This is a genomic window from Bradyrhizobium sp. Mp27 (assembly GCF_029953005.1).
Lineage (GTDB): Bacteria > Pseudomonadota > Alphaproteobacteria > Rhizobiales > Xanthobacteraceae > Bradyrhizobium > Bradyrhizobium barranii.
In genome coordinates this window covers 98,406-120,775 of record NZ_JASAUS010000008.1, presented here as the reverse complement: position 1 = coordinate 120,775, position 22,370 = coordinate 98,406, and the positions used below count along the sequence as shown (strand labels likewise).

Below are 22,370 nucleotides of genomic sequence, written 5' to 3'. Positions count from 1 at the left end.
TTAACAACTCCATGCGGCGGCTTATTTTCCGCGCAACTTGTCAATCAGGGGTGAAAGCAAGGACGACTTTTGCTTCTTCGTCTCGCTGCGGCCGGTCAAGCGCTGGGCGATCTGAAGAAACATCTCGATCGACTTGTGGTTGGCGGAGATCTCCGCGATCATCTGGCCGTTGTTGGCGGCCGAGCCGAAGATCTGCGGTTCGAACGGGATCGAGACGACCGGCTGGCTCTCGATCGCCTTGGCGAATTCGGCGGCGGCAATTTCGGGCCGTTTCGGGACGCCGACCTGGTTCAGGCAGTAGAGCGGAGGCCGATCGTTGGGCCGCGAGGCCTTCAGCAGATCGAACAGATTCTTGGTGTTGCGCAGATTGGCGAGATCAGGCGCCGCCACGATCAGGATGTCGTCCGCCCCGATCAGGGCGCGCTTGGTCCAGCCCGACCATTGATGCGGAACGTCGAGCACGATGCAGGGCATGGTGGAGCGCAGCGTGTCGAACACGGCGTCGAAGGCGTCGGTGCCGAAATCATAGACCCGGTCGAGCGTCGCCGGCGCCGCCAGCAGGCTGAGATGGTCGGTGCATTTCGACAGCAGGCGGTCGATGAAGGCGGTGTCGACGCGATCCGGCGAGAACACGGCATCCGCAATACCTTGCGGCGGGTCCTGGTTGTAGTCGAGCCCGGCGGTGCCGAAGGCGAGGTCGAGATCAGCGACGACCGAGTCCATTGCGAGGTCGCGCGCGATCGCCCAGGCGACGTTGTGGGAGATGGTGGACGCGCCGACGCCACCCTTGGCGCCGACCACGGCAATGATGCGGCCGACCGCCTTGGCTTCGGGCGCCGAGAACAGGTTGCAGATCGAGCGCACGACGTCGATCGCGCCGACCGGCGCGAGCACGTAGTCGCTGACGCCGCGGCGCACCAGCTCGCGGTAGAGCGTGACGTCGTTGATGCGGCCGATCACGACCACGCGGGTGCCGGCGTCGCAGACCGTGGCGAGATGGTCGAGGCCGGTCAGAAGATCGTTGCGGCCGTCGCTCTCGAGCACGATCACGTTCGGCGTCGGCGCCGAGCGGTAGGCTTCGATCGCGGCCGCCATGCCGCCCATCTGGATCTTCAGATGGGCCTTGCCGAGACGACGGTCTTCGCCGGCCGACTGCACCGCGGCAGCGGTCTCGACGGTCTCGCAGAAAGCCTGGACCGACACGCGCGGCGAGGGAGCAATATGCTCCTCGACCGGCGTCGGCGCCTCGGACTGCTCTTCTTGAGTCTGGCGAGCGTAGCTGATCATTTGCCGGTGTCGCTGAGTTTGGCCTTTTCGGCCTCAGGATAGGTGGTCGCCGTGGTCGTTCCCTTGCGATACTTCTCGAAGGCCGTGATGCGACGCGCCGTATAGGACGGCGTTTCAGGCCGCGGCTGCTCGAGGTCCGACGGATTGTCGATCATCGCCGCCATGTTGCGCTGATAGGCGCAGCCGTAATTGTAATAGTCCTTGTTCTCGAACCAGCTCTTGTTCTTCATCGAGGGGCCGATGTCGTCCGGCCACAGGCCACAGGGACCGGCAATCGCGGCGATCTTGGAATAGGTGAGCCGGATCGGCGGCAGGAAGCGCCTGTCTTCCGGCTGGTAGGGGCGAATGTTGACGCCGCGCGGCGGAACGCCCGCGCCCGCCAGCATCGCCTGGATCTCGCGCATCGTGTCCGCGACCGGACGCGCGTTGGGCGTGCCGGACGGCACGTCGATGCGGATGGCGCCGGTGCCTTCGTGCAGCCAGGCCGAGGCGACGCCCATCACGTCGGCGCGCTGGGCGGCGGTCAATCCGCCGCGGGCGTGGCCGACGAAGACGACGATCGAGCGGTTCTGCTCCTCGATCGCGATCGGATGGCGCTGCTTGTAATCGTTGGGGATGGAGGCCGTGACCGCTTCGTCGTGCTGGCAGCCGCCGAGGGCGAGCGCCATGCCGACGAGCGCGCCACCGAAACGGATGGCGCGTTTGCGAATCTGGGGTGGTGCTGTGATCATCGTGAAATCCCCGTTCCGCCTCAGTCGGTAATGAAGCCGTAGGTGCCGCGGTAGTTCTTGGCCGGTTCGGTCCGGCCGGGCACGCCGTAGATGCGGTTGATATTGCCGAGCAGCTCGGCCTGCGGATCTGCAGGCGCGGCGAAGCCGTCATCCGGCCGCGACAGGTCCTTTGGCGACGCGGCGCGAACGACATAAGGTGTCACGATCACCACCAGCTCGGTCGCGTTGTTGACGAAGTCACGGCTGCGGAACAGCGTGCCGAGGATCGGGAGCTGCATCAGTCCCGGCAACCCGCTGACCGCCTGCTTGGTCTGCTGCTGGATCAGGCCGGCCATGGCCATCGCGCCGCCGGAGGGAATTTCCAGCGAGGTTTCGGCGCGGCGGGTCTTGATCGAGGGCACCGTCAGCGAGTTCACCGAGGTCGAGGTCACGGCCTGCGACAGCGTGATCGAATTTTCGTTCGACAGTTCCGAGACCTCGGTCATCACGCGCAGGCTGATCTTGCCCTCGCTCAGCACGATGGGGGTGAAGTTGAGCGAGATACCGAACTTCTTGAAGCTGATCTGGGTGGTACAGACATGCGTGGTGGGATCGCACGCATAACCGGCCGGTACCGGGAATTCGCCGCCGGCGATGAAGGTCGCGGACTCACCGGAGATCGCGGTCAGGTTCGGCTCGGCCAGCGTCCGGATCACGCCGGCGCTCTCCATCGCGCGCAGGGTGGCCTGCACCGACGGCGTCGCGCCGAACTTCGTGGTCAGGGCGTTGCCGTCCACCAGATTCTTACCGAGAGCCGTGAAGGGGTTGGAGTTGGTGAAGCTCACCACCGAGGTGCCGTAGTTCAGGTTCGCGGTGAGATCGATGCCAAGCTGCTTGACGATGGTGCGCGCGACTTCGGCGACGGTCACCTTCAGCATGACCTGGTCGCGGCCGCGGATCACGATCGAGTTCACTACCTTTTCGGCGCCGCCGGCGAGGCGCGCGGCGAGATCATTGGCCTGCTGCGCTTCCAGCGGGTTCGCCGCCGAGCCGGTCAGGACGACACCGTCGCCGAGGCCGTCGATCTGGATGTCGGCATTGGGCAGGACCTGCTTGAGCGCGGCACGCAGGCCGTTGAGGTCGCGCTTGACCGCGATGTCATAGGCCGCGATCTGCTGGCCGGCGGAATCGAAGAACACGATGTTGGTCTGGCCGACCGAGGCGCCGATGATGTAGGCGCGCTGCGACGAGCGGACCACCGCATTGGCGATCTTGGGATCGGCGACGAGCACGTCCTTGATGTCGCGCGGCAGGTCGATCACGATCGACTTGCCGACGCCGAGCGAGAGGAAGCGCGCGTTCATCTGGCCGTCGGCCGCGACCTGCGCCACCGGGCGGTAGTCGGCGGCGATCGCCGGGGTGAGCACCGGGTTGAGCGTCAGCGCGAAGGCGGCCGAAAACGACAGGGCGCGGACCATCGAGGTTCGCATCGTCGCCAAATCTGCCCTGCATTTCATATCGACAGTCCTCATCGTGCCTTCGCCGTCGCGCTTGGAATGCCGTAGCGAATGATCGAAACGCCATCGCGCTTCGCGGAATCATCGAGCGTGATCTCGCTCATCTTGACGTCGGCGATGCTGCGCAGCGCCAGCGACAGCGTGCCGCTCTGCCGGGCCGCGGAGAGCGTCGCCGTCTGCGCGGGATTGAGCTCGAGCGTGACGGTCTTGCCCACCACGGCGTTCTGGCCGTCCTTTTCCTTCGGCGCCTGGTCGATGGCCAGCACGCGGACATTGGCCAGGATGATCTCGGACGTGACGATGTCCTGGGCGCCGGCGCCCTGGTCGGCGTTCTTGATGCGGCGCGTCAGAAGCACGTCGACGCGGTCGTTGGGCAGGATGAAGCCGCCCGCGCCGGTCTCCGGCGAGATCTCGGTCGAGATCGCGCGCATGCCGGTCGGCAGGATCGCCGCCATGAAGCCGGAGCCCTCGGCCCTGACCAGCTTCTGGTCGCGGATCGGCTCACCCTGGATGAAGGGCGCGCGGGCGATCGAGCCGATGACCTGGGTTGCGCCCTCGGGGCGCTCGTTGCGGCGGATGAAGGTGGAGCTGGCGGTCGCAGCCGGCCAGGTCTGCCATTGCACGTCTTCCGGCTTCACGGTCTGGCCGAGGCCGATGTCGTTCTTGGCGACCAGGACGTCGACGGTCGGAAGCTGTGCGACCGGAGCCGCCGGTGGCGGCGCAGAGTCCGAGCCGCTCGCCAGGTACGCGGCGACACCGCCGGCGCAGATGGCGACCGTCAGGACGACAATGCGTGCCCTATTCATACGCTTCACTTTCCACAAAACGCCGCGACACAGCCGCCGCCGTAATCGGCAGTTGACCAGCTATTCGTCAAAGCATGGTTAATGAGGCGTATCTAAATCGGCTTAACGCCGGCTTACCCGGTGCGTTCAGCGCAGTGCGAGGTGAGCGAGGTCGATCGCCTTCACCCATTCGGTCTCCGGATAGACCATCAGCGCGCCGAGCGTGAGCGCGATGCCGTACGGAATGCCGCTCTCCTTGTCGTGCAGCCGTGCCAGCCAGGCCTGGCCCGCCAGCCCGTAAGGCAATGGCCATTGCCGGAACTGGAGCAGCAGCAGCGTCAGCGCTCCGCCGAACAGCGAGGCGTAGAGCAGGAAATCCATCAATTGCGCGAAGCCGAACCAGAGCGCGACCGAAGCCGCGACCTTGGCGTCGCCGCCGCCCATCCAGCCCATCGCAAAGCAGCCGAAGGCCACGACGAGAAGCAGTGCGCCGGCGCCGACATGGCTCAGCATCTCGTAAGGTGCCATGCCACCGGCGAACGCGAGCACGAAGAAGCCCGCGATCAGCGCCAGCGACACGCGGTTCGAGATGGTCATCGTGAAGAGATCGCTCGCGGCGGCGAAGGCCATCAGGGCCGGGAAGAGCAGAAGGCGCGCAAGGTCGAGGATCATGGGCGGCGTCTTGAGCTTGGGTTCATCGCGGGATCGGGGTGTCGCCGCATGCTAGCTGGCAGTGCTAAACAAACCGACAACGGCGGCAGGGGCGCTGCGAGCAGGGACCTGCCGGAGGCGCACTCACCAGATGCTGGCAATGCGCGCGGCGAGGACGGCCGTCGCGAGCAGCAGCGCAAGGCAAACCCAGTACGCCGGCGAAGAGGTCTCGGCCGCCTCCGCCTCGCTCGCCGCAACCGCGGCTTCGGTTCTGTACTCGCGTAACGCCACTGGAACTCGCCGCATTCAGAAAAACAAAGGCCCCGGAAGTCCGGGGCTTTTGCCGTCGTTGGTCGGTCGCTTACTTCAGCGAGGAGCTGATCGAGCCGAACTTGGTGTTCAGCGAGCTGCCGAGGTTGTTGACGACGGTGATGATGGCCAGTGCGATGCCGGCAGCAATCAGGCCGTATTCGATGGCGGTGGCGCCGGATTCATCCTTCGCGAAACGCGCAATCAGGTTCTTCATGAACTAAACTCCGTCTGGGGTGTGATCGCCTCGTTCGGCGCTGTGCTTGACGCGATAAACATGAGATCCGAGCTCTTTCGGTAGAGTTAATTCGATCGGGCAAACCCGCTTCCAGCCCGATGCTTTTGCCCAGAGTGAATTTGGCCTTAAGGACGCAATCGAAATTCTTCCTGTTCCAAATGCGCCCCAAGCGCGCCGTGGACTTCACCCTCCCTTAAATTTCGGGGAGTAGGCCTAAGCGGGATCGGAAGTTTGGAAGAGAGGCGACGATGTCGAGCCTGCCCATGCAAGTTGCCTTGATGCTCGGCGAGACCATCCAGAAGATGGTCCCCGTCACCTTCGTGCTCGCGGCGGTCTTCACCGTGCTCGAGCATTTCTGGGCCTGCAATCCCGGCGCGCCGTGGTGGCGCAAGCGCGAGATCCTCACCGACATCTGCTACTGGTTCTTCGTTCCGGTGTTCGCCCGCACCATGCGGATCGGACTCCTGATCGTCGGTGCCGGTGCCATCTTCAACATCCACGACGCCGACGACCTGATCGCCTTCTACGACAATGGCCATGGCCCGCTGGCGGCGTTGCCGCTGTGGGTACAGGCCATACTGTTCCTGGTGCTGTCTGACTTCATGCTGTACTGGCTGCACCGGCTGTTCCACGACGGCGGATTCTGGAAGTACCACGCCATCCATCATTCGTCGGAGGAGATCGGGTGGATTTCTGCGGCCCGCTTCCATCCCGTCAATCTCATGCTCGGGACGATCGGCGTCGACGTCGTGCTGCTGATGGCCGGCATCTCCCCGAACGTCATGATCTGGCTCGGTCCGTTCACCACCTTCCATTCGGCCTTCGTGCACGCCAACCTGAACTGGACCTTCGGGCCGTTCAAATACGTGCTGGCGACGCCGGTGTTCCACCGCTGGCACCACACCGCGCTCGAAGAGGGCGGCGACACCAATTTTGCCGGGACGTTTCCGATCTGGGACGTGCTGTTCGGCACCTTCCGCATGCCGGAGGGGAAACTGCCGCAGGACTACGGCAAGGACGAAGCGACCATGCCGAAGGAGATCGGGGGCCAGCTCGCCTATCCGTTCCGCCAGTAAGGGATCTTCTGAGGCAGCAAAACGCCCAGTCCGTTCAAACAATAGTCGGCGAGTTTGCGGAACGTTCACGAATTAAGGGCAGGTTAGCCGGGTCGGGCACCGGCTCCGCTGTGTATCGAATCGCTTCTGCCGGTTTGTGACGTCCCGGGGGTAAGAGTATGCGTAAAGAGTTGCTGCGCCGTCATGCGCGCGTTTGTCTTCTGGTTGCGGCTGCGGTGCTGGCATCGCCGGCCGCCAGCCTTGCCGAGGCGACCGCCGACACCATCGCCGTCAATGTCGACCAGGCCAAGCTGGTCAAGCTGCCCGGCAAGGTGGCGACCATCGTGGTCGGCAATCCCCTGATCGCCGATGTCACGCTCCAGCCCGGCGGCATGATCGTCGTGACCGGGAAGGGCTACGGTGCCACCAATTTCATCGCGCTCGACCGCGGCGGTGAGATCCTGGTCGACCGTCAGATCCAGGTCGAAGGTCCGAGCGACCGGCTCGTCACTGTCTATCGCGGGGTCGAGCGCGAGTCCTACAGCTGCATGCCGCTGTGCCAGCGCCGCGTGACGCTCGGCGACAGCGACAACTACTTCAACAACACGATGAGCCAGGCCGGTTCGTTGAGCAACAACGCCAGCGGCAATGCCGGCGCGGCCGCCAAAACGAACTAGCAGGACGAACTGGCAAGACCGACGCGTTGTCCAGCGCGTCTACGACAGCGCGGATGCGGCCGGTGCGACCTGCTGAGTCCATCCGCTGTTTAGGACATGAAAAAAGGCCGTGCGTTGCGCACGGCCTTTTCCTTTTGCTTGCTCGCTAGAGCCGTCCGGGCCGAAGGCCCGTGGGCTCAACCGGCGGCGCGGAGGTTGTCCGCTGCCGACTTGCCGGAACGACGGTCGGCCACGATCTCGTAAGAGACCTTCTGACCTTCACGCAGCGTGCCGAGACCGGCGCGCTCGACGGCGCTGATGTGTACGAAGACGTCCTGGCCGCCATCGTCGGGCTGGATGAAGCCAAAGCCCTTGGTCGCGTTAAACCACTTCACGGTTCCCATGCTCACGGGGTAGTTCCTTCTCAGATGTGCAGTGTCGAAGCCTACTTTCGCAGGCGGGTTAGATCGAGTTTCTGGAAGGGTCGTCAGCGTGTCTGAACCGGCTGTACCGGTGGATGCCAATGTCGTCCGGCCGAAAATCGATGAGTGATTTTATTGGAATTAAGGCACCAAAACAATCCTGACGTGCACGATTTTTTGATCCGCCGCGATCGACACGGCGGATCAGCATACAGGTCGGAATTTTACTTTCGCAGCCGAGATGCCGGAAGCGGATCAGCGGCGGCGGAACTGGCCACCGCGCTGTCCGGGACGGGGAGGCCCGCCCACGCCACTCGGACGTTCGTCCTTGTGGCGGAAAATCAGCCGGCCCTTCTCAAGGTCGTAGGGCGACATTTCCACGGTCACGCGGTCACCCGCCAGCGTCTTGATGCGGTTCTTCTTCATCTTGCCGGCGGTGTAGGCGACGATCTCGTGCCCGGCGTCGAGCTGCACGCGGTAGCGCGCGTCGGGGAGGATTTCGGTGACCAGTCCTTCGAACTGGATCAGCTCTTCCTTAGCCATGAATTTCTCCAGGTCGTGGACGGCTAGTGCGAATAGGGTTTGCGGGTCGGTTGGCCCATCGGCCGACTCTCGCGGCGTAAAAAGGCCACGCCTTGTATCCCATCGGGCTTGCCAGCGCTATGCGCGGAACGCTGTTCCGGGCGGTCGGTTGGGGAAGAATGCGGCTTACCACCGGACCGGTGGCGGCGAGACCCCTTCGAGACCTTCTGGCTACCACCGGGACGTCCGTCAACATGCCTTCCGTCACCGTGCCGACCTTCGCCGGGCCTTCCGTCGCCATGCTTGGCGGCGCTATGGTGGCGTCCGTCGGCATGCCTTTCGTCGGTGCGTCGTCCGTCAGTGTGACGTCCCTCACCATGCCTTGCGCCTTGCGGGCGCTGGCCCGGGCGGCCCGGCCGGCCCTGTCGTTGCTGCGGCGGGGGCGGACCCGCATCGCGGCGCCCGGCATCGGTGCGGAGATCCTCGCGCGGCAGCGCCACCTTGATCAGTCGCTCGATGTCGCGGAGATAGCTCAGTTCCTCGCCGCCGGCGACCAGCGAGATCGCGGTGCCGTCGGCGCCGGCACGCGCGGTGCGACCGATGCGGTGCACATAGGTCTCGGGCACGTTCGGCAGGTCGAAGTTGATGACGTGGCTGATGCCGTCGACATCGATACCGCGGGCGGCGATGTCAGTGGCGACCAGGGTGCGGATCTCGCCGGAACGGAACTGGGCGAGCGTCCGCTCGCGATGGTTCTGTGACTTGTTGCCATGGATGGCGCTGGCGGCGATGCCAGCCTTCTCGAGTGTCTTCACGACCTTGTCGGCACCATGCTTGGTGCGGGTGAAGACCAGCGCGCGATTGACCGGCTCGTCCTTCAGGAGCTTGGTCAGGAAGGCGGGCTTGGCGGAGAAATCGACCTGGATGATGCGCTGGTTGATCCGCTCGGCGGTCGAGGACACCGGGGTGACCGCCACGCGGGCGGGATCCCGTAGCATCGCGTCGGCGAGCTCGGCGATGTCCTTCGGCATGGTGGCCGAGAAGAACAGCGTCTGCCGCTTGATCGGCAGCTTGGCGACGATTTTGCGGATGTCGTTGATGAAGCCCATGTCGAGCATGCGGTCGGCCTCGTCGAGCACGAGGAATTCGACGCTTCCAAGCTTCAGCCCGTTGCTCTGCACGAGGTCGAGCAGCCGGCCGGGGGTCGCCACCAAGACCTCGAGGCCGGGCATCAGCGCGCGAACCTGGCGGCCCATCGGCACGCCGCCGATGGCGAGTGTCGAGGACAGGCGGATGTGGCGGCCGTAGGCGTTGAAGCTATCGAGGATCTGGCCGGACAGCTCGCGGGTGGGCGAAAGCACCAGCACGCGGCAGGTCTTCGGCTGCGGCTTGATGCGGTTCTCGAGCAGGCGGTGCAGGATCGGCAGCGCGAAGGACGCGGTCTTGCCGGTGCCGGTCTGGGCGATGCCGACGACGTCGCGGCCGGTCAGCGCCGTGGGAATCGTCTGGGCCTGGATGGGGGTGGGGGTGACGTAATTCTCTTCGGCGAGAGCACGCGCGATGGGTTCGGCAAGGCCGAAGTCCTGAAAGGAAGTCAAAAGATGGGTTCTTTCCATGTCGAAAGCGGGCGCCCGGCGCAATCAGCGGGGCACACGCAATAAGGGTGTCGAATAGACACCTGCGTGTTTGGGGTGTCGGATGGCTTGATGGGATGGGGCAAGCCAGAGGCCCGGAAAGGGCTTAAGAACACGCGGCTCGCTACGACCCCTTGATTCGCAAGAGGTCTCGAACCTCCATATGGAACATTCAGGGGGCGGTTTCAAGGCAATGCGGCCTCGAACCGCGATTGCAGTGCAGAAATAGTTATGCCGGAAATTTAGACAGAGTTGTTGGTTTGCTCAAAAAATAGCCTGTCTGCCGCATTGGCATACATTTTATTCGCCCAAGATTTGGGCAATCGGACTGCGGCGAAAGTTGGATTGCAGCAAAATTATCTAGCCTGACCAATAGGTTGGCATGTGCTCAGCCCATGGCATGGTTCTTGCGATTCCGTTAATCGCAGGCGGCCGTGGGGCCGTTTCGCAGCGTCTTTTTCACGTCTGCGTCAGGGAGATGATACATCCATGCTTAACAAATCCACTCACGATATAGCGGCGTCATTTAGCCGCCGTGGCGTTCTCGCCGCGACCGCTGGACTGATGATGGGTCTGGCTTCATTGACCGGCGCAAAGGCCGCGGACGACACCATCAAGGTCGGCGTCCTTCATTCTCTCTCCGGCACCATGGCCATCAGCGAAACCACGCTGAAGGACACCATTCTCTTCCTCATCGACGAGCAGAACAAGAAGGGCGGCGTCAACGGCAAGAAGCTCGAAGCCGTTGTGGTCGACCCTGCCTCGAACTGGCCGCTGTTCGCCGAAAAGGCGCGCGAGCTGATCACCAAGGACAAGGTCGCGGTCGTGTTCGGCTGCTGGACCTCGGTGTCGCGCAAGTCCGTGCTCCCGGTCTTCAAGGAGCTGAACAGCATCCTGTTCTACCCCGTGCAGTACGAGGGCGAGGAGAGCGAGCGCAACGTGTTCTACACGGGTGCTGCGCCGAACCAGCAGGCGATCCCCGCCGTCGACTATCTGATGAAGGACGAGAAGGTGAAGCGCTGGGTGCTCGCGGGCACCGACTACGTCTATCCGCGCACCACCAACAAGATCCTGGAAGCCTACCTGAAGTCGAAGGGTGTCGCCCAGGAAGACATCATGATCAACTACACGCCGTTCGGTCATTCCGACTGGCAGACGATCGTGGCCGACATCAAGAAGTTCGGCTCGGCCGGCAAGAAGACCGCGGTGGTCTCGACCATCAACGGCGACGCCAACGTCCCCTTCTACAAAGAGCTCGGCAACCAGGGCATCAAGGCCAAGGACATCCCGGTGGTCGCGTTCTCGGTGGGTGAGGAAGAGCTCGCCGGTATCGACACCAAGCCGCTGGTCGGCCATCTCGCCGCCTGGAACTACTTCGAGTCGATCAAGAACCCGGCGAACGAGAAGTTCATCAAGGACTGGCAGACCTACACCAAGAACCCGAAGCGCGTGACCAACGATCCGATGGAAGCGCACGTGATCGGCTTTAACATGTGGGTGAAGGCCGTCGAGAAGGTGAAGTCAACCGATCCGGACAAGGTGATCGACGCGCTCCCCGGCATCGAGGCACCGAACCTGACCGGCGGCGTGTCGAAGATGCTGCCGAACCACCACATCACCAAGCCGGTGTTCATCGGCGAGATCAAGGGCAACGGCCAGTTCGACGTGGTCTGGAAGACCCCGAGCCTCGTTGCCGGCGACGCCTGGTCGAAGGAGCTCGACGGCTCCAAGGACCTGGTCGGCGACTGGGTCGGCAAGAAGTGCGGCAACTTCAACACCAAGACCAACAAGTGCCTCGGCTCCGGCTCCTGATCCGGATCTGACGTTTGATTGCACGACGGGAGAAGACGGCTATTCCGCCGCCTTCTCCCCACTTCTGCCGGGGTGATCCACAGTGCCAACCAATCTATCCGCCCGTCTCTCGACCTTTGTCCTCTCGTTATTCCTGATCGCGTTCGCACTGCCGGCCTTTGCCGGTCCGTTCGAGGACGCGGTCGCCAAATTCGCCAACGACGACTACTCCGATACGGAAGAGGCGATCGGCGTGGTCGCGAGCAGCGGCAACAAGCTGGCTTTCCCCATCATCAGCGCGCTCCAGGACGGCCGTCTCATGGCCGACCCTGACAGCAAGAAGGTTTACGTCACCGGTGCCGACGGCAAGTCGATCGATGCTGCGACCGGCGAGCCCGTCGCCAACGTTCCCGACAGCGCCAGCGCGGTGCGCCTCAATAACCGCCTGCGCCGCAGCGTCGACGCTGCGATCGGCAGCCTGACGCTCCAGTCGCCGGATGTCGGAACGCGCCTCCAGGCGGCGCAATCCGTCTTCAAGTCGCATGAGGAGAGCGCGCTCGAGGCGGTCGATGGCGCGCTCGCCAAGGAAACCAACAAATCGGTCAAGGCTGCGCTCGGCGAAGCCCGCGCGGCGATCCTGCTGTTCAAGTCCGATGCCACCGAGGTCGCGAAGCTCGAGGCGGTCGCTACCCTCAAGGCACGCGGCGACCAGGAGGCGATGGCGCTGCTCACCGGCATGGGCGACCAGCCGGCCTCGGTGACCAACGCCGCCGCGAGCGCGATTGGCTCAATCCAGTCTTCGCTCGCGGTCTGGTCCACGGTGCAGAATGCCTGGTACGGCCTCTCGCTCGGCTCGGTGCTGCTGCTCGCCGCGATCGGGCTTGCCATCACCTTCGGCGTGATGGGGGTCATCAACATGGCCCATGGCGAGATGGTGATGATCGGCGCCTACACCACTTTCGTGGTGCAGGAGGTGATCCGCACCCGCTATCCCGCACTCTTCGATTATTCGCTCTTGATCGCCGTGCCGCTCGCCTTCCTCGTCGCCGGCGGCATCGGCGTGCTGATCGAGCGCAGCATCATCCGTTTCCTCTATGGCCGTCCGCTGGAGACGCTGCTGGCGACCTGGGGCTTGTCGCTGGTGCTGCAGCAGGCGGTGCGCACCATGTTCGGCCCGACCAACCGCGAGGTCGGCAATCCCTCCTGGATGAGCGGCGCGTTCGAGCTCGGCCAGATCACCATCACCTATAACCGGCTCTGGATCCTCTGCTTCACCCTGGCCGTCTTCGTCATCCTGCTCGCGATGCTGCGCTATACCGCGCTCGGCCTCGAGATGCGCGCGGTGACGCAGAACCGCCGCATGGCGGCCTCGATGGGCATCGCCACCTCGCGCGTCGACGCGCTGACCTTCGGTCTCGGCTCCGGCATTGCCGGCATCGCGGGCGTGGCGCTGTCGCAGATCGACAATGTCAGCCCCAATCTCGGCCAGAGCTACATCATCGACAGTTTTATGGTCGTGGTGTTCGGCGGGGTCGGTAATCTCTGGGGCACGCTGGTCGGCGCCTTCACGCTCGGCATCGCCAATAAGTTCCTGGAGCCGGTCGCCGGCGCCGTGCTCGGCAAGATCGCGATCCTCGTTCTCATCATCCTGTTCATTCAAAAGCGGCCGCGCGGCCTGTTCGCGCTCAAGGGCCGTGCGGTGGAAGCATGACCCCCCACATGCTGACCAGGTCGCTGGACCGCGGCGCGACGATCTTTCTCGCCATCGTCGCGGCCTGCGGCATCCTCATCCCGCTCTCCAACCTGCTGCTGCCCGCAGGCTCGGTCCTGCAGGTGCCGACCTATCTGGTCGCGCTCTGGGGCAAATATGTCTGCTACGCGATCCTCGCGCTCTCGATCGACCTGATCTGGGGCTATTGCGGCATCCTCTCGCTCGGCCACGGCGCCTTCTTCGCGCTCGGCGGCTACGCGATGGGCATGTACCTGATGCGGCAGATCGGCACCCGCGGCGTCTACGGCAACCCTGTTCTGCCCGACTTCATGGTGTTCCTGAACTATTCGAAGCTGCCCTGGTACTGGTACGGCTTCGATATGTTCTGGTTTGCGGCGCTGATGGTGCTGGTCGTGCCCGGCCTGCTTGCATTCTGCTTCGGCTGGCTCGCCTTCCGCTCCCGCGTCACCGGCGTGTACCTGTCGATCATCACGCAGGCGATGACCTATGCGCTGCTGCTGGCCTTCTTCCGCAATGATTTCGGCTTCGGCGGCAACAACGGCCTGACCGATTTCAAGGACATCCTCGGCTTCAACGTGCAGGCCGAGGGCACCCGTGCCGCGCTGTTTGCGCTGAGCTGCCTGGCGCTCATCCTGAGCTTCCTGATCTGCCGCTCCGTCGTGTCCTCCAAGCTCGGCAAGGTTCTGATCGCAATCCGCGACGCGGAATCGCGCAGCCGGTTCCTCGGCTACCGCGTCGAATCCTACAAGCTGTTCGTGTTCACGTTGTCGGCCTGCATGGCCGGCGTTGCCGGTGCGCTCTACGTGCCCCAGGTCGGCATCATCAATCCGAGCGAATTCGCACCGGGCAATTCGATCGAGGCGGTGATCTGGGTCGCGGTCGGCGGCCGCGGTACGCTGATCGGTGCGGCACTCGGCGCCGTCGTCGTCAACTACGCAAAAACGTTCTTCACCTCGGGCATGCTCGCGCCCTACTGGCTGTTCATGCTGGGCGCGCTGTTCATCCTGGTGACGCTGCTGCTGCCCAAGGGCATCGTCGGGACCTTCAATGCCTGGTGGGACTCGTCGAAGGAAAAGCGCGCCGCGACCAGCGCGAGCGCCGCGGCCGAAGATGGCGTCACCGAACCCAAGATGGCGGAGTAGGCGCAATGAATGTCATGGATACACGCGCGACTTCCGCGATGCTCTATCTCGACGGCGTGCACGTCTCGTTCGACGGCTTCCATGCCATCAATAACCTCTCGCTCGCGCTGGAGCCCGGCGAGATGCGCGCCATCATCGGCCCGAACGGTGCCGGCAAGACGACGATGATGGATATCATTACCGGCAAGACCAAGCCCGACGAGGGCACGGTGCTGTTCGACGGCGTCACCGATTTGACGCGTCTGGACGAGACCCGCATCGCCGAGCTCGGCATCGGCCGCAAATTCCAGAAGCCGACCGTGTTCGAGAGCCAGACCGTGCAGGACAACCTCCTGCTCGCGCTCAATGTCGATCACAGCGTCAAAGGCACGCTGTTCTGGCGCGGCAGCAGGGCGGAGTCCGAGCGCATCGACAAGGTGCTGGAGACGATCCGCCTCACCGATGCCCGCAACCGCCTCGCCGGCAGCCTCAGCCACGGTCAGAAGCAGTGGCTCGAGATCGGCATGCTGCTGGCGCAGGATCCGAAGCTGCTGCTCGTCGACGAGCCCGTCGCGGGCATGACCGACGTCGAGACGCATCTTACCGCCGAGCTGCTGAAAGAGATCAACAAGACCCACACCGTGATGGTCGTCGAGCACGACATGACGTTCGTGCGCGAGCTCGGCGTCAAGGTCACCTGCCTGCATGAAGGCACCGTGCTTGCGGAAGGAACCATCGACCAGGTCTCGTCCAACGAGCGGGTCATCGAAGTCTATCTGGGGCGCTGAGCGATGCTTGAGGTCAAGGACATCAACCTGTTCTACGGCGCTGCGCAGGCGCTGCGCGGCGTCTCCATCGCCGCAGAGCCCGGCAAGGTGACGTGCGTGCTCGGGCGCAACGGCGTCGGCAAGACCTCGCTGTTGCGCGCTATGGTCGGCCAGTATCCAATCTCCTCGGGCGCGATCGTGCTCGACGGCAGCGACATCACGGGCCTGAAGCCCTATGAGCGGGCGCGCAAGGGCATCGGCTTCGTGCCGCAGGGCCGCGAGATCTTTCCTCTTCTGACGGTCGAGGAGAACCTCAAGACCGGCTTCGGTCCGCTCAAGCGCGAAGACAAGCACATTCCGGACGACGTGTTCTCGCTGTTTCCGGTGCTGCAATCGATGCTCGGCCGGCGCGGCGGCGACCTCTCCGGCGGCCAGCAGCAGCAGCTCGCGATCGGGCGTGCGCTGGTGATGCGGCCAAAGCTGCTGCTGCTCGACGAGCCGACCGAGGGCATCCAGCCCTCGATCATCAAGGACATCGGTCGCGCCATCTCGTATCTGCGTAACCTCGGCAACATCGCCATCGTGCTGGTCGAACAATATCTCGACTTTGCTTGCGAACTCGGCGACAGTTTCGCGGTGATGGATCGCGGCGCGGTGAAGTTCTCCTGCGACCGATCCAATCTCGATCCGGCCGAAATCAGCCGCCAGATGGCGCTGTAATCCGAAAATTTCTGCCGCGACCGGCTGGGGAGACGGATGCGCAGCGACGCTTTGACGACATCTTCGGTGTTCGAGGCGAACCGCGCCCGTGGCGCGGTGCGCTTCGACGTCCATGCCCGCGATGGCGTGACGCGGCGCGGCGTCTTGCATGAGTCCGGCTCCCTGCGCGTGCGCTTTCCCTCGCCGGAGGGCGAGGGGCTCTCCGGCGTGTTCGTCAACACGGCCGGCGGCGTTGCCGGCGGAGATCGTTTTGATATCGAGATCGCGGTAGGCCAGGGGGCACGTCTGACATTGACCACTGCTGCGGCCGAGAAGGTCTATCGCGCGCCAGGGGCGGCGGCGCAGCTCAATATCGCCTTGAAGGTCGCCGCCGGCGCGCATCTCGGCTGGTTGCCCCAGGAGACGATCCTGTTCGATCGAGCCCGGGTCCATCGTCGTTTCGACATCGAGCTCGACGAGGCCGCCTCGCTTCTGCTTTGCGAGATCGTCGTGTTCGGCCGCACCGCCATGGGCGAGCGGATGGAGCAGGGCGAGTTCATTGATCGCTGGCGGCTGCGTCGTGGGGGCAAGCTGGTGTTCGCTGAAACTGTCAGGCTCGACGGCAATATCGGTGCAAAACTTGGGCGATCGGCGGTGGCCAAGGGCGGTGCCGCGATCGGTACGGCGCTGATCGTTCCCGGCGACGAGCCGCTGATCGAGCGTATCCGCGAGGCCTCGGAGTCATTCGCCGGCGAGGTCGGAATCTCCGCCTGGAATGGCTTTGCAATGGCGCGGTTCTGTGCCCAAGATGCGGCGCGCTTGCGCGCCGACATGATGGCGGTGCTGGCGCGGACCGGCGCGGCGCTGCCGCGGCTGTGGCTGAGTTGACGGCTGCTGAATTGATGCATTGAACGGAAGAGATGCTGCATGAACCTGTCTCCCCGCGAAAAGGACAAGCTCCTGATCTCGATGGCGGCGATCGTCGCCCGCCGCCGGCTGGATCGCGGCGTCAAGCTCAACCATCCCGAGGCGATCGCGATCATCTCCGACTTTATCCTCGAAGGCGCGCGCGACGGCCGCACCGTCGCCGAGCTGATGCAGTCCGGCGCGCAGGTCCTCACCCGCGACCAGGTGATGCCGGGCATTCCCGAAATGATCCACGACATCCAGGTCGAGGCGACCTTTCCGGACGGCACCAAGCTCGTCACCGTGCACGAGCCGATCAGGTAGGAGCGAGAGCATGATTCCCGGCGAACTCTTCATCCAGGACGGCGAGATCGAGCTCAATGCCGGCCGCAAGACCGTGACGCTGACGGTGGCCAACACCGGCGACCGCCCGATCCAGGTCGGCTCGCACTACCATTTCTTCGAGACCAACCCGGCGCTGAAATTCGACCGCAAGAAAGCCCGCGGCATGCGCCTCGACATCGCCGCCGGCACCGCCGTGCGCTTCGAACCCGGCCAGACCCGCGACGTCCAGCTCGTCGCCGTGGCGGGAAAGAAAACGATCTACGGATTCCGTGGCGACGTGATGGGGAAGCTGTGAGGCATGCTGCCCGCCGTCCGCCTCATCTCCGAAGCCGCTGAGCTGGCCGCGCGCCGGCACAATGGCATGGCGCGCAAGGGGCGGGGGAACGAGCCTTACATCAATCACCTTGCCGAGGTCGCAAACCTGCTTGCGATAGCGACGGATGGCGCCGATGCCGAGCTGGTCGCGGCCGGGTGGCTGCACGACGTGATCGAGGACACCGAGACGACGCGCGAGGAGCTCGCACGGAAATTCTCGGACCGCGTCGCCTCCCTCGTCGTTGAATGCACCGACGACATGAGCCTGCCCAAATCAGAGCGACGACGCCGGCAGATCGTCGATGCACCGAAGAAATCGGCCGGCGCTAAACTGATCAAGATCGCCGACAAGATCAGCAATATCGGCGCGCGCATTCATTCCGACCCGTCCGCCGAGGAGCGCGACGATCTCGCCGACTACACGGGCTGGGCTGAGCAGGTCGTCGCCGGATGCCGTGGCGGCAATTCGTGGCTCGATGCAAAATTCGACGATGCCGTAAGAGCAGCGAGGGCTGCGCTGTGAACAACCAAAAATTCAAACGCAAACGGGGCTTGTGATGTCCGTCAAAATAAAGCGTTCCGTCTATGCCGACATGTTCGGCCCGACCACCGGGGACAAGGTGCGATTGGCCGATACAGATCTCATCATCGAGGTCGAAAAGGATTTCACCACCTACGGCGAGGAGGTGAAGTTCGGCGGCGGAAAGGTGATCCGCGACGGCATGGGCCAGTCGCAGGTCACCAACAAGCAGGGCGCGGCCGACACCGTCATCACCAATGCGCTGATCGTCGACCACTGGGGCATCGTGAAGGCCGACGTTGCGATCAAGGACGGCATGATCGCCGCGATCGGCAAGGCCGGCAATCCCGACATCCAGCCTGGCGTCACTATCATCATCGGCCCCGGCACCGACGTGATCGCGGGCGAAGGGAAGATCTTGACCGCCGGAGGCTTCGACAGCCACATCCATTTCATCTGTCCGCAGCAGATCGAGCACGCGCTGATGTCCGGCGTCACCTCGATGCTCGGCGGCGGCACCGGTCCCTCGCACGGCACGTTCGCCACCACCTGCACGCCGGGGCCGTGGCACATGGGGCGGATGATTCAGTCGTTCGATGCGTTCCCGGTCAATCTCGGCATCTCCGGCAAGGGCAACGCGTCGCGGCCCGCCGCGCTGGTCGAGATGATCAAGGCCGGCGCCTGTGCGTTGAAGCTGCACGAGGACTGGGGCACGACGCCGGCGGCGATCGATACCTGCCTGTCGGTGGCCGACGACTACGACATTCAGGTGATGATCCACACCGACACGCTGAACGAATCCGGCTTCGTCGAGGACACGGTCAAGGCATTCAAGGGCCGCACCATCCATGCCTTCCACACCGAGGGCGCCGGCGGCGGGCATGCGCCTGATATCATCAAGGTCGCGGGGCTGAAGAACGTGCTGCCGTCGTCGACCAATCCCACGCGGCCGTTCACCCGCAACACCCTCGACGAGCATCTGGACATGCTGATGGTGTGCCATCACCTCGATCCCTCGATCGCCGAGGACCTCGCCTTCGCCGAGAGCCGCATCCGCAAGGAGACCATCGCGGCCGAGGATATCCTGCACGATCTCGGCGCGCTCTCGATGATCTCCTCGGACTCCCAGGCCATGGGCCGCCTCGGTGAAGTCATCATCCGGACATGGCAGACCGCGGACAAGATGAAGAAGCAGCGCGGGTCGCTTCCCCAGGACAAGGGCAAGGACAACGACAATTTCCGCGTCAAGCGCTACATCGCCAAGTACACGATCAATCCCGCGATCGCGCACGGCGTCTCGAAACTGATCGGCTCGGTCGAGAAGGGCAAGCTCGCCGATCTCGTGCTGTGGTCGCCGGCCTTCTTCGGCGTCAAGCCGGACTGTATCATCAAGGGCGGCTCGATCGTCGCCGCCCCCATGGGCGATCCCAACGCCTCGATCCCGACGCCGCAGCCGGTGCACTACCAGCCGATGTTCGGTGCCTTCGGCAAGGCGCGCACCGCGTCGTCCGTGGTGTTCACCTCGAAGGCGGCGGTCACCGGCGGCCTCGCGCGAAAGCTCGGCATCGACAAGAAGCTCTATGCGGTGCAGAACACCCGCGGAAAAATCTCGAAGAAGAGCATGATCCACAACGACGCCACGCCCAATATCGAGGTCGATCCCGAGACCTACGAGGTGCGCGCAGACGGCGAACTGCTGACCTGCGCGCCCGCCGAGGTGCTGCCGATGGCGCAGCGATATTTCATGTACTGAAATGGCGGCTGGACGCATGCCCCCGGCGCATGTCCCGATTGCATGTCTTGTTGCATGTCCTGGGGCGGCTTTTCCGGTTTTGCGTTCGACCCCGCCTGGTCTAAGGTCCCGCCCGGTATCTTACCTCAAAAGAAAAGCCGGGAGGATTTCTCGTGATTTACGTCGTTGCCACCTTGACCATCAAGCCCGAGACGCGCGCCGAATTCATTGCGGCCGCCACCGCCTGCATCAAGGAGACGCGGAAGGAGCCCGGCAATATCGCCTATGATTTGCACGAGAGCGTCACCGATCCCGCCAAGATGGTGTTCGTCGAGCAGTGGGAGAGCGCCGAGGCGCTGGTGCCGCATCGCGCCATGGAGCACATGAAGACGTTCGGCCGCGTCGCGGTGAAGTGTTTTACGGCGCCGCCGAAGATTGAAGTGATCACGCCCGAGAAGGTCGAGACACGGTAACGGGGTAAAAGCATGATCCGGGCGACGCAGGTTAAGGGACAGCACGGCTTCACGGAGACGCCGGCGGATACGGTGGTGCTCGATTTCGACGACCGGCACCGCCGCCGCATGGCGATGACGGGGACGCGGGGCCTCGAATTCCTGCTCGACCTGGAGAATGCCGTCGCGCTGCGCGGCGGTGATGCGTTGGTGCTGGAGGACGGCCGGCTGGTCGAAGTGGTCGCGGCGCCCGAGCCGTTGCTGGAGATCCGCGGCCGCGATCCGCACCACCTCATTCGCGTCGGCTGGCATCTAGGCAATCGCCATTTGCCGACGCAGATCATGGCCAAGAGCCTGCGCATCCGCCGCGACCATGTCATCGAAGCCATGGTGAAAGGCCTCGGTGCGCGCGTCGTCGAGATCGAGGCGCCGTTCGATCCCGAAGGCGGCGCTTACGCCGATGCCGGCCATGCACATGGCCACGACGACCATGCGCATCACGATCACGGCCATCACCACCACGATCACCATGACCATCACGGCCACGAGCATCATGATCATGCCGCGCATGACCATGGGCACGATCACCATCATCACCACGACGAGCATTGCGACCACCCCGACCACCACCACGGCCACAAGCATGCTCATGACCACAAATGAGCCGGTGAGTGCCGGTGACCTCGCCGGGCGCGAGGCGGCGGCGCTGTACCGGCTGATGACGTGGCTGTCGCCGGCCTTTCCGGTCGGCGGCTTCTCCTATTCCAGCGGCATCGAATGGGCCGTCGAGGCGGGCGACATCACCGACACCGCGACCCTGGCCGACTGGCTCGACGCCATGCTGGGCGACGGGTCCGGCTTTTGCGATGCGACGTTCCTGGTCCACGCCTATCGCGCCACTGAATTGGGCGAGGACACCACCTTGAACGATATCGCGGAGCTCGCTGCCGCCTTCGTGCCGTCGCGCGAGCGGCAGCTCGAGACGACCTCGCAGGGCCGCGCCTTCATCGACATCTCCCGCGCCGCGTGGGATGCCGACGGGCTGGATGCCATGGTTGCGGCATGTCGCACGGCACTGATCTATCCTGTCGCCGTCGGCGTGGTTGCCGCGGTGCACGGCGTGCCGTTGGCGCCGACGCTGCACGCCTTCCTGCATGCGCTGGTCTCGAACTGGATTTCGGCGGCGAGCCGCCTCATTCCGCTCGGCCAGACCGACAGCCAGCGGGTGCTGGTGAAGCTGGAAGCCGCCGTTGCCGCGACCGCCAATCGTGCGTCGAATGCGACATTGGACGACCTCGGCAGCGCGACGTTTCGCGCCGATCTCGCCAGCCTGCGGCACGAGACGCAATATACGCGGCTGTTTCGCTCGTGAGCGGCGCGGCCTTTAGCCCATCAAGAGAGAGCGAGTGACATGTCGAAATCTCACGGCCCCTTGCGTGTCGGAATAGGCGGCCCGGTCGGATCGGGCAAGACCGCGCTGATGGACCTGCTCTGCAAGACCATGCGCGAGCGCTACGACATCGCGGCGATCACCAACGACATCTACACCAAATGGGATGCGGAATTCCTGGTGCGCTCGGGCTCGCTGACGCCGGACCGCATCGCCGGCGTCGAGACCGGCGGTTGCCCGCACACCGCGATCCGCGAGGACGCTTCGATGAACCTGGCCGCGGTCGCCGACATGCGCGCAAAATTCCCCGGGCTCGACCTCGTGCTGATCGAGTCCGGCGGTGACAATCTCGCTGCCACTTTTTCCCCGGAGCTCGCCGACCTCACCATCTACGTCATCGACGTGGCGGCCGGCGACAAGATCCCGTCCAAGGGCGGCCCCGGCATCACCCGCTCCGACCTCCTGGTCATCAACAAGATCGACCTCGCGCCCCATGTCGGCGCCTCCCTGGAGAAGATGGAGACGGACGCCAGGCGCATGCGCGGCACGCGCCCCTTCGTCATGACCAACCTGAAAAAGAGCGAGGGGCTCGACCAGATCGTCGGCTTCATCGAGGCCAAAGGCGGCCTGAAACGGGCGAGCTGACGGCGCGACGACGTGGCGCAGGCGTTTCCCGCCGTTAACGTCTGGGGCAAAAGCCGCATCCGCGGAACAAATTTCGGACACGGCGATTAACTACCTCCGGTGCCCGGAGCAAAGCCTTCATGGCCAGACCATCGGCCGGGCGAATTAAGCTTTTCAGGCGACCGAAGTT

General features: G+C 64.2%; 26 protein-coding genes. 16 read left to right on the top strand and 10 right to left on the bottom strand.

Translation table 11 applies throughout. The annotated features are described in order from the left end of the window. Positions 1 to 21: 21 nt before the first annotated feature. The 7 genes from QJT78_RS08130 to QJT78_RS08100 form a co-directional block, all read right to left on the bottom strand. Positions 22 to 1,287 carry an AAA family ATPase gene (locus tag QJT78_RS08130; RefSeq protein WP_028148368.1) on the bottom strand — a complete coding sequence of 422 codons (1,266 nt, stop codon included), beginning with the start codon at positions 1,285 to 1,287 and terminating at the stop codon, positions 22 to 24. Continuing rightward, positions 1,284 to 2,018: a CpaD family pilus assembly protein gene (locus QJT78_RS08125; protein ID WP_028148369.1), complete on the bottom strand. Its 735-nt coding sequence runs from the start codon at positions 2,016 to 2,018 to the stop codon at positions 1,284 to 1,286. The genes QJT78_RS08130 and QJT78_RS08125 overlap by 4 nt, the downstream gene beginning before the upstream one ends. Before the next feature lie 20 nt (positions 2,019 to 2,038). Then, entirely contained in the window at positions 2,039 to 3,514 is a 1,476-nt protein-coding gene (locus tag QJT78_RS08120) for a type II and III secretion system protein family protein (protein ID WP_028148370.1), read from the bottom strand. An 11-nt stretch (positions 3,515 to 3,525) separates the two neighbouring features. Beyond that, positions 3,526 to 4,320 carry a Flp pilus assembly protein CpaB gene (gene cpaB, locus QJT78_RS08115; protein ID WP_038942090.1) on the bottom strand — a complete coding sequence of 265 codons (795 nt, stop codon included), beginning with the start codon at positions 4,318 to 4,320 and terminating at the stop codon, positions 3,526 to 3,528. Positions 4,321 to 4,446: 126 nt separating this feature from the next. Beyond that, positions 4,447 to 4,971, bottom strand: coding sequence for a prepilin peptidase (locus QJT78_RS08110; protein ID WP_014498226.1), 525 nt, complete (start codon positions 4,969 to 4,971; stop codon positions 4,447 to 4,449). A 123-nt stretch (positions 4,972 to 5,094) separates the two neighbouring features. Next, positions 5,095 to 5,241 (bottom strand): hypothetical protein, encoded by a 147-nt coding sequence (locus QJT78_RS08105; RefSeq protein WP_167768029.1) that lies wholly within the window; start codon positions 5,239 to 5,241, stop codon positions 5,095 to 5,097. Positions 5,242 to 5,311: 70 nt separating this feature from the next. Next, positions 5,312 to 5,476 carry a Flp family type IVb pilin gene (locus tag QJT78_RS08100; RefSeq protein WP_014498224.1) on the bottom strand — a complete coding sequence of 55 codons (165 nt, stop codon included), beginning with the start codon at positions 5,474 to 5,476 and terminating at the stop codon, positions 5,312 to 5,314. 269 nt (positions 5,477 to 5,745) lie between these two features. On the opposite strand from QJT78_RS08100, the gene QJT78_RS08095 reads away from it, so the two are divergent. After that, complete coding sequence (locus QJT78_RS08095; protein ID WP_028148372.1) at positions 5,746 to 6,573, top strand: sterol desaturase family protein; 828 nt, start codon at positions 5,746 to 5,748, stop codon at positions 6,571 to 6,573. 158 nt (positions 6,574 to 6,731) lie between these two features. Beyond that, entirely contained in the window at positions 6,732 to 7,229 is a 498-nt protein-coding gene (locus QJT78_RS08090) for a pilus assembly protein N-terminal domain-containing protein (protein ID WP_028148373.1), read from the top strand. 176 nt (positions 7,230 to 7,405) lie between these two features. Here the strand turns inward: QJT78_RS08090 and QJT78_RS08085 are convergent, their stop codons facing one another. The 3 genes from QJT78_RS08085 to QJT78_RS08075 all read right to left on the bottom strand — a co-directional run bounded on the left by QJT78_RS08085 (position 7,406) and on the right by QJT78_RS08075 (position 9,768). Continuing rightward, entirely contained in the window at positions 7,406 to 7,618 is a 213-nt protein-coding gene (locus tag QJT78_RS08085) for a cold-shock protein (protein ID WP_028148374.1), read from the bottom strand. 267 nt (positions 7,619 to 7,885) lie between these two features. Further along, complete coding sequence (infA, locus tag QJT78_RS08080; RefSeq protein WP_008131890.1) at positions 7,886 to 8,173, bottom strand: translation initiation factor IF-1; 288 nt, start codon at positions 8,171 to 8,173, stop codon at positions 7,886 to 7,888. A 23-nt stretch (positions 8,174 to 8,196) separates the two neighbouring features. Further along, positions 8,197 to 9,768, bottom strand: a complete 1,572-nt coding sequence (locus QJT78_RS08075) for a DEAD/DEAH box helicase (RefSeq protein WP_028148375.1) — start codon at positions 9,766 to 9,768, stop codon at positions 8,197 to 8,199. Between the two features lie 507 nt (positions 9,769 to 10,275). Between QJT78_RS08075 and urtA the strand changes: the two genes are divergently transcribed. The 14 genes from urtA to ureG all read left to right on the top strand — a co-directional run bounded on the left by urtA (position 10,276) and on the right by ureG (position 22,201). Further along, positions 10,276 to 11,598 (top strand): urea ABC transporter substrate-binding protein, encoded by a 1,323-nt coding sequence (gene urtA, locus QJT78_RS08070; protein WP_028148376.1) that lies wholly within the window; start codon positions 10,276 to 10,278, stop codon positions 11,596 to 11,598. Between the two features lie 82 nt (positions 11,599 to 11,680). Beyond that, the gene (urtB, locus tag QJT78_RS08065; protein WP_028148377.1) at positions 11,681 to 13,288 is read left to right on the top strand and encodes an urea ABC transporter permease subunit UrtB; all 1,608 of its coding nucleotides are present in this window, start codon (positions 11,681 to 11,683) and stop codon (positions 13,286 to 13,288) included. Continuing rightward, positions 13,285 to 14,451: an urea ABC transporter permease subunit UrtC gene (gene urtC, locus QJT78_RS08060; RefSeq protein ID WP_038942091.1), complete on the top strand. Its 1,167-nt coding sequence runs from the start codon at positions 13,285 to 13,287 to the stop codon at positions 14,449 to 14,451. The genes urtB and urtC overlap by 4 nt, the downstream gene beginning before the upstream one ends. Before the next feature lie 5 nt (positions 14,452 to 14,456). Next, on the top strand, positions 14,457 to 15,218 hold the full coding sequence (urtD, locus tag QJT78_RS08055; RefSeq protein WP_028148379.1) for an urea ABC transporter ATP-binding protein UrtD: 762 nt from the start codon (positions 14,457 to 14,459) through the stop codon (positions 15,216 to 15,218). A gap of 3 nt (positions 15,219 to 15,221) precedes the next feature. Next, positions 15,222 to 15,917: an urea ABC transporter ATP-binding subunit UrtE gene (urtE, locus tag QJT78_RS08050; protein WP_008131878.1), complete on the top strand. Its 696-nt coding sequence runs from the start codon at positions 15,222 to 15,224 to the stop codon at positions 15,915 to 15,917. 36 nt (positions 15,918 to 15,953) lie between these two features. Then, complete coding sequence (locus tag QJT78_RS08045) at positions 15,954 to 16,784, top strand: urease accessory protein UreD (RefSeq protein ID WP_028148380.1); 831 nt, start codon at positions 15,954 to 15,956, stop codon at positions 16,782 to 16,784. A gap of 39 nt (positions 16,785 to 16,823) precedes the next feature. Then, positions 16,824 to 17,126 (top strand): urease subunit gamma, encoded by a 303-nt coding sequence (locus QJT78_RS08040; protein ID WP_007605424.1) that lies wholly within the window; start codon positions 16,824 to 16,826, stop codon positions 17,124 to 17,126. A 10-nt stretch (positions 17,127 to 17,136) separates the two neighbouring features. Further along, on the top strand, positions 17,137 to 17,442 hold the full coding sequence (locus QJT78_RS08035) for an urease subunit beta (RefSeq protein ID WP_007599812.1): 306 nt from the start codon (positions 17,137 to 17,139) through the stop codon (positions 17,440 to 17,442). 3 nt (positions 17,443 to 17,445) lie between these two features. Then, entirely contained in the window at positions 17,446 to 17,985 is a 540-nt protein-coding gene (locus QJT78_RS08030; RefSeq protein WP_028148381.1) for an HD domain-containing protein, read from the top strand. 34 nt (positions 17,986 to 18,019) lie between these two features. Continuing rightward, positions 18,020 to 19,735: an urease subunit alpha gene (ureC, locus tag QJT78_RS08025; protein WP_028148382.1), complete on the top strand. Its 1,716-nt coding sequence runs from the start codon at positions 18,020 to 18,022 to the stop codon at positions 19,733 to 19,735. Between the two features lie 152 nt (positions 19,736 to 19,887). Next, the gene (locus QJT78_RS08020) at positions 19,888 to 20,187 is read left to right on the top strand and encodes a putative quinol monooxygenase (protein WP_014498210.1); all 300 of its coding nucleotides are present in this window, start codon (positions 19,888 to 19,890) and stop codon (positions 20,185 to 20,187) included. A 12-nt stretch (positions 20,188 to 20,199) separates the two neighbouring features. After that, a complete protein-coding gene (locus QJT78_RS08015) occupies positions 20,200 to 20,829 on the top strand; it encodes an urease accessory protein UreE (RefSeq protein ID WP_028148383.1) in 630 nt (209 codons plus the stop codon). Beyond that, complete coding sequence (locus QJT78_RS08010; RefSeq protein WP_080586484.1) at positions 20,810 to 21,538, top strand: urease accessory UreF family protein; 729 nt, start codon at positions 20,810 to 20,812, stop codon at positions 21,536 to 21,538. The genes QJT78_RS08015 and QJT78_RS08010 overlap by 20 nt, the downstream gene beginning before the upstream one ends. Positions 21,539 to 21,577: 39 nt before the next feature. Beyond that, entirely contained in the window at positions 21,578 to 22,201 is a 624-nt protein-coding gene (gene ureG / locus QJT78_RS08005; protein ID WP_028148385.1) for an urease accessory protein UreG, read from the top strand. Positions 22,202 to 22,370 lie beyond the last annotated feature (169 nt).